General features: G+C 62.0%; 5 protein-coding genes. 3 read left to right on the top strand and 2 right to left on the bottom strand.

What is annotated here, in order from left to right:
- Window positions 1–135 precede the first annotated feature (135 nt).
- Together AC0L2M_RS29920 and AC0L2M_RS29915 are read right to left on the bottom strand one after the other, a co-directional pair.
- Window positions 136–1,806, bottom strand: coding sequence for a peptide ABC transporter substrate-binding protein (locus AC0L2M_RS29920; protein ID WP_473536647.1), 1,671 nt, complete (start codon window positions 1,804–1,806; stop codon window positions 136–138).
- 38 nt (window positions 1,807–1,844) lie between these two features.
- On the bottom strand, window positions 1,845–3,509 hold the full coding sequence (locus AC0L2M_RS29915) for an ABC transporter ATP-binding protein (RefSeq protein WP_287342499.1): 1,665 nt from the start codon (window positions 3,507–3,509) through the stop codon (window positions 1,845–1,847).
- A 689-nt stretch (window positions 3,510–4,198) separates the two neighbouring features.
- Here AC0L2M_RS29915 and AC0L2M_RS29910 point away from each other — a divergent pair.
- The 3 genes from AC0L2M_RS29910 (at window position 4,199) to AC0L2M_RS29900 (ending at window position 7,185) form a co-directional block, all read left to right on the top strand.
- Complete coding sequence (locus AC0L2M_RS29910; protein ID WP_473536646.1) at window positions 4,199–5,524, top strand: NAD(P)/FAD-dependent oxidoreductase; 1,326 nt, start codon at window positions 4,199–4,201, stop codon at window positions 5,522–5,524.
- A gap of 100 nt (window positions 5,525–5,624) precedes the next feature.
- A complete protein-coding gene (locus tag AC0L2M_RS29905; RefSeq protein WP_473536645.1) occupies window positions 5,625–6,698 on the top strand; it encodes a tartrate dehydrogenase in 1,074 nt (357 codons plus the stop codon).
- A gap of 10 nt (window positions 6,699–6,708) precedes the next feature.
- The gene (locus AC0L2M_RS29900; protein WP_023798454.1) at window positions 6,709–7,185 is read left to right on the top strand and encodes an Lrp/AsnC family transcriptional regulator; all 477 of its coding nucleotides are present in this window, start codon (window positions 6,709–6,711) and stop codon (window positions 7,183–7,185) included.
- Window positions 7,186–7,211 lie beyond the last annotated feature (26 nt).

The raw sequence follows: 7,211 nt of genomic DNA, 5'->3' as shown, positions 1-7,211 counted from the left end.
TCTTTTTTGTGTTTTTTTCTGCGGTTTTGCCCCGCACCCCCCCTAAATAACCCCCCACCCACCCCCCCCCCCCCCCCACAAAACCCCCCCCCGCCCCCCCCCCCCCCCCCGCGGGGGGCGGGCGGTCTATATATGTCAGGCCTTCCAATGCCATCCGGCGGCATGCCAGGATGCGACGCGGGTGTTGGAATTTGCCTCGAAACCCTCCAGCCCTTCCTTGCGGCCGAACACGTTGGTGTAGGCAAACAGAGGCAGGAACGGCAGATCCTGACGGACGATTTCCTGCACGCGCAGATAGATGGCGCGCCGCTGTTCCCGATCGAAGGTGCGGGCGCCCTTCTCGAGCAGCGCATCGACCTCCGGGTTGGAGTACTGGCCTGTGTTCGAGCCCTTTCCGCCCTTGGCGACGATCGCCTTGGTGTGCAGGCGGTTGGAAACGTCGGGGTCGCCCGCGATGACATTGGTTACACCCGAGATGGCTGACTCGTACTGCGATTTGAGCCAGAAATCCCCCCACATGACGGCGGCCGGCAGGTTCGAGATAGTCATCTCGACCCCGATCTCGGCGAATGTCTGCTGCAGGAACTGCTGCGTCTGCTCGCGCAGGTGGTTGCCGGAAGTGGTGGAGTTGGCGAACGACAGACGCACCCCATCCTTCACCCGTATTCCATCGGCTCCGGGTACCCAGCCGGCCTCGTCGAGGATCTGGCCCGCGCGCTCGAGGTTGAACTCCTGTGCCGGCAGGTTCGGATTGTAGTAGTAGGAATTCTGCGGCATGAACGTCTCGGTCGGTTTGTGGACCCCGTAGTAAAGTGCTTCGAGGATCGCTTTCCTGTCGATTGCCGCGTAGAGCGCCTGGCGGACCGCCGGGTCCTTGAATTGCGGCTTCTCAAGATTGAGATAGATCGACTCGACCGATGCCCCGGGCTCCAGCTTGACCAAACGATCCGATAGTGTGCTGGCTTCCGCGTAGTGGTCGGCGGTTATGAATGCCTGGTCGACAAGATCGATGTCGCCGCTTTTGAACTGGGTGTAGAGCACCGTCATGTCGGGGATGTATTTGAAGACGAGCCGCTCCAGATAAGGGCCCTCCCCGGCATAATCCGCGTTCGCGACGAGTTCGATATGATCGCCGGCAGTGCGCTTCGCCCATTTGAATGCGCCAGTGCCGACAGGCGCCTGATTGAAGGCGGCGGCGTTGGGGTCGGCCTCTTTTTCGAGGATGTGCTTGGGAACCATGAAGGTTTCGGCGAGAAACGACAGGTAGGGGGCGAAAGCCTCCTCCATCCGCCAGGTGAGCTCGGTCGGCGAGACCACCTTGATGTCGCGCACCAGGGAATGGCCCGCCGTGCGCCACGCGCGGAATTTCGGATTGGTGATGAGCTCGAGAGTAAATTTCACGTCCTCGGCCGTGAACGGCTTGCCGTCGTGCCAGCGGACATCGTCACGCAGGCGAATGCGCCACACAAGTCCGTCCTCTGAAATGCCGCCGTTTTTCTGGCTGGGCACTTCGACAACGAGATTGGGCTGAAGAACACCCTTAGGGTCCATGCGAACGAGTGCATCGAACACCGAGAAATGCACAGCGTCGTCGCACTCGGTATGCGGCATCAACGGATTGAAGACGGTGGGTTCCTGCGAAAATCCGACGACGACGCGGCCGGTTGGGCTCGCTGGCGGGCTCTGGGCGAAGGCGGGTTTGCCCAACAGATTGGGCGCAATAAGGCCTGCAGCCCCGCCTATCGCCATCAACCGCAGTGCATCGCGTCGCGAGTAGTTTGATTTGGTGTTTGAGCGTTCAGTCATTGGAATTCCCCTTGTTTTGGCGGTGTCCGCCGTGGCTATTATCCGTTTGCTGCAACCGGGCGGGTCGTTCCCGGCTGCTCTCCAGGAATCGCCGCCACCAGCTCACGCGTGTAGGCTGATTGCGGGTCGAGGAAGATCTGCGATGGCGGTCCCCGTTCGACGATCCGCCCTTTCTGCATCACCGCGATCTCGTCGCAGATCTGGCTGGCGACTCGCAGGTCGTGGGTGATGAAGATCATCGACACGCCGGTCTCCCGCTGGATCTGGTCGAGCAGCTGCAGGATCTGGGCCTGGATCGACACGTCCAGCGCCGACACAGCTTCATCAGCGATCAGCAGCTTCGGCTTGAACATCAGTGCCCGAGCGATGCCGATGCGCTGGCGCTGCCCACCGGAAAATTCATGCGGAAAGCGGCCAAAGGCGCCGACATCGAGTCCGACATGGGCCAGGAGCGCCTTCGCCTCTTCACGCGCCTGGGCATGGGGCGTCCCGTGCGCGACTGGGCCAACGGTCAGGATGTGGCCGATTGTCGAGCGCGGGTTGAGCGAGGCGAAGGGATCCTGGAAGATCATCTGGACCCGCGGCCGCAGCGGGCGGAATTCGGCTTCGGAAAGCTTGGCGATGTCGCGGCCCTCGAACAGAATCCCGCCGCCGTCGCTGTCCAGCAGCTTGATCAAAAGCCGACCAAGCGACGATTTGCCGGAACCGCTTTCGCCCACAACGCCAAGCGTGCGCCCGGGCGCCAGATCGAACGAGACCTCGTTGACCGCGGGCACGACGCGCTGCGCGCTGAACAGGGAACTGCCGCTGCGGTAGGTCTTCATCAGGCCTTCGACCTTCAGGATCGGCGCTTTGTCGGCCGTCTCCAGAGGAACGCGGTCCTCGCCGGTCAGGTGCGGGACGGCTGCGATAAGGCGCCTTGTGTAGGGATGGCCCGGCGACTTCAGGACCTGTTGAGCGCTACCCTGCTCGACGATGTGGCCCTTCTCCATCACCACGACGCTGTCTGCGATCTCGGCCACCACCCCGAAGTCATGGGTGATGAACATGACGCTCATTCCCTTGCGTCGCTGAATGTCGCGGATCAGCTCCAGAATCTGCGCCTGGGTGGTCACGTCGAGCGCGGTCGTCGGTTCATCCGCGATCAGGATCGTCGGCTCGAGCGCCAGCGCCATGGCGATCATCACCCGCTGCCGCTGCCCGCCGGAGAGGCGGAACGGATATTGATGATACATGAGTTCGGGATCCGGCAGCCCCACCTCGGTCAGCAGCTCGACAGCGCGGCCGCGACGCGATTTCGGAGTGCCGACGCCGTGCGCCGCCATGACCTCGTCGATCTGCGCGCCCACGGTCATCAGCGGATTGAGCGCCGACAGCGGGTCCTGGAAGATCATCGACACCACCCGGCCGCGCAGGCTGCGCAGCTTGTCCTGCGGCATGCCTATGATGTTCATCCCATCGAGGTGGATGGCACCCGAGGAGACGCGGATCACCTTGGGCAGCAGCCCCATGATGGCGTTGGCGGTGACCGACTTGCCGGATCCGGACTCGCCAATGACGCACAGGATCTGGCCGCGTTTCAGATCAAACGAGATGTTCTCGACGGCAAAAGTCCGTTCCATGCCTTTCGGCAGATTCACCGTGAGGTCGCGCACCGAAAGCGCCACATCGTGGGGGGCTACAGGCTGGATCGTTGCGACCATTGCGATCATCTCCCGTTTGAACCGAGCGGGTCCACGCTGTTGCGGACCGCATCATCGCGCTTTGAGCAGAAGCGCCTCACCATAGCGACCGTCGTCTGGTCATCTCGGCGCTTCGAGCGCTGAGGCTGCGAGAGACTGATTCTGCTCATCCTGGCGGCTCCCTTGCTGAAATTCGGTCCGTGGACCGGACACTGTTCCCTTTTGTTGGAGAACTCTCCGAAGGCGTAAGCCCTGCCTATCGGAAGTCCTCTGGAGCTTACCCATTATAAGGAAGGGTTGCTCCGTTCTTTCAGCCAGTTTGACTGTTCTGTCTCCGCATAGTCGTCGAAATTTGGCCCTCGGGCGGCAGGAACTTCTGAAAAGAACGTCAGGTTCGGCATTTCACTCTGCTCCCGTTCCGGCGCAGAAAACCGGGATCAGACAACCAGGTCCTTCTTCCGCTAATTTGTGCGCGACAGGCCTTGCGTCACTGCGCGCCGCGTCCCGAAAAGCCCATGCCGCAGATCACGCGACTGGATGAAGTGTACTCCTGCTTGCCCCTGCGAGGTTGGGGCCAGCGAGCGCTTTTCGGCAACAATTGCCTGTTCCAAGGGCTGCAAACCGCAGGAAATTCCGTCCAGGCATGAACTCCGCAGCCTGCCTCTGCGGGCCGCAGGCTAGGATGTTTCAAATTTACCGGAGTCCCATCCATGCCCGCGCCGCTCATTCACATCGAGTCCAGCCCATCCCTGCCTCGCGAGGCGGACGTCGTCGTCATCGGCGGCGGCGTGGTCGGCGTATTCACGGCCTATTATCTCGCACGCCGCGGCGTGAGCGTTGCCCTGCTGGAGAAGGGGCGCGTTGCCGCCGAACAGTCCAGCCGCAACTGGGGCTGGTGCCGTCAGCAGAACCGTGACGCACGCGAGTTGCCGATGGCAACCAAGAGCCTCGATCTCTGGGAAAAAGTGGCGCAGGAGACCGGCGAGGACACCGGCTTCCGCCGCTGCGGCCTGCTCTATCTTTCGCAGGACGAAAACGAGTTGGCAGGCTGGGCAAAGTGGCGCGATTTCGCAAGGACGGTTGGCGTCACGACGCATGTGCTGAGCGCGGAAGAAGCCACCGAACAGGGCAAGGCGACCGGCCGCAAATGGAAAGGCGGCGTGTTCTCGCCAACTGACGGAACGGCGGATCCATCAAAGGCGGTGCCGGTTGTCGCGCGCGGCATCATGGCGGCCGGCGGCACCGTACATCAGAATTGCGCGGCGCGCGGGCTGGAACTGAGCGCCGGCCGGGTCAGCGGCGTCGTTACAGAAGCGGGAACCATCCGGACAACGACCGTGGTCATGGCTGGAGGCGCGTGGGCTTCTTCCTTCTGCAACCAGCTTGGTATTCGTTTCCCGCAAGCTGCCGTGCGTCAGTCCATTCTAGCCGTAGCGCCGGGCGCAAATGGCTTGCCGGATGCTCTGCATACCGCGCGCGTCTCGCTGACGCGGCGCAGCAACGGTGGATACGCGCTGGCGATCAGCGGGCGGGCGCGAGTCGATCCAACGCCGCAGCAGCTCAGGTTCAGCCGGGAGTTCGTGCCGATGTTCGCCCGCCGCTGGCGCAGTCTGGCACCGGGAGCGTTCGAGGGCTGGCGTCAAGGTCATGAAAGCCTGAGGAAATGGGTCCTTGACGGCGTGACGCCAATGGAACGGAATCGGATTCTCGACCCCAAACCTGACATGAGGCAGATTCGCCTGACATATCGAAGAGCCTGCGAATTGCTGCCCGAGTTCCAGCGCACCGCGATTTCTCATGCTTGGGCGGGCTATGTCGACAGCACGCCCGATGGCATTCCGGCAATCGGTGAAGTGGAGGGGCTTCCGGGCTTCCTCCTCGCCGCGGGATTTAGCGGCCATGGCTTCGGGATCGGGCCGGGCGCTGGGCATATGATCGCCGATATCATCACCGGCAGGGAGCCGATCGTCGATCCGCGTCCTTATAGGCCGGAGCGTCTGAAGACCGCTGCGTGGGGCAAGGTCGCTGAATTCTGAGAAGACCGTTTGCCAGCCACAGTCGATCGCACACGAGATCGAGGCCGCGAGGCGGCCAGCACTGAAAACAGGGCCAGCACTGAAAATAGGGAACGTGACGATGCGCGAATATGAGATTGCCGCCATTCCAGCCGACGGGATCGGCCCAGAGGTCATTGCCGCCGGTCTCCAGGCGCTTGAGGCGCTGCAGCAGCGCTGCGGCGACTTCAAGCTGCGCGTACAGCGCTTCGACTGGGGCTCAGACTACTACAAGGCCCATGGTCGGATGATGCCCGAAGATGGGGTGGCGCAACTGAAGCGCTTCGACGCTATCTTCTTTGGCGCGGTAGGCGCTCCCGATGTGCCCGACGATATCACCCTCTGGGGCCTCCGGCTGCCGATTTGCCAGGGCTTTGATCAATACGCGAACGTGCGGCCGACCAGGATATTGCCCGGTATTGTTTCGCCGCTGGCGGGCGTTGGCCCTGGCGATCTGGATTGGGTGATCGTGCGGGAGAATTCCGAGGGCGAGTATTCGGGCCACGGCGGCAGAGCCCATCGCGGCCTCCCCGAGGAGGTCGGAACCGAGGTCGCGATCTTCACGCGCGTCGGCGTCACTCGCATCATGCGCTATGCATTCCGGCTGGCGCAGTCACGGCCGCGAAAGCTCCTGACAGTTGTCACAAAGTCGAACGCGCAGCGTCACGGCATGGTAATGTGGGACGAAATCGCAGCCGAGGTGGCGCCGGAATTCCCGGACGTCGCCTGGGACAAGATGCTGGTCGATGCTATGACAGTGCGTATGACGTTGAAACCTCGGAGCCTTGATACGATCGTCGCCACCAATCTTCACGCCGACATATTGTCGGACCTTGCGGGCGCGCTCGCGGGCAGTCTCGGCGTTGCACCGACCGCCAACATTGATCCCGAGCGGCGCTATCCCTCGATGTTCGAGCCAATTCACGGCTCGGCATTCGACATCGCCGGCAAGGGTATTGCCAACCCGGTCGCCACCTTCTGGACCGCTGCCCAGATGCTCGAACATCTGGGCGAGAGCGCAGCGGCCGCCCGGTTGATGAACGCTGTGGAATCGGTGACGCGTGAGGGCGTGCTGACGCCGGACGTCGGAGGGACAGCGACCACGCAGGAGGTGACGGACGCCGTCTGCCGGACGATCCGCGGTTCCAACGTTTGACAGGTTTCCAATGAAGCTCGACAAGATCGACATCAAGATCTTATCCCAACTGCAGAAGAACGGGCGGGTCACGAATGTCGAGCTCGCCGACCTCGTGAACCTTTCACCGAGCCCTTGCCTGATGCGGGTGAAGAAGCTTCAGACGGAAGGCTTCATCACCGGCTATTCCGCCCAGATCGATGTGTCCAAGCTCGGGCAGACTCTGACGATCTTCACCGAAGTCACGCTCAAGCACCATCAACAGAACGACTTCGCGAGATTTCTCACCGCAATCCAGAAGGTCGATTCTGTTATCGAATGCCACCTGGTTTCAGGCGGTTACGACTATCTTGTGAAGTTTGTCACAGCGGGCATCAGCGAGTACCAGACGATCATGGAGCGCATGATCGAACTGGATATCGGAATCGACAAATATTTCAGCTTCGTCGTGCTGAAGTCACCGATCGTCAAATCCCATTTGCCTCTCGACGCGATATTCGACAGATGAGAAAGAGGCTGCCGCGCGCACGCGGC

The organism is Mesorhizobium sp. WSM4806 (genome assembly GCF_055811635.1).
This window is presented reverse-complemented; position numbering and strand designations above follow the sequence as displayed.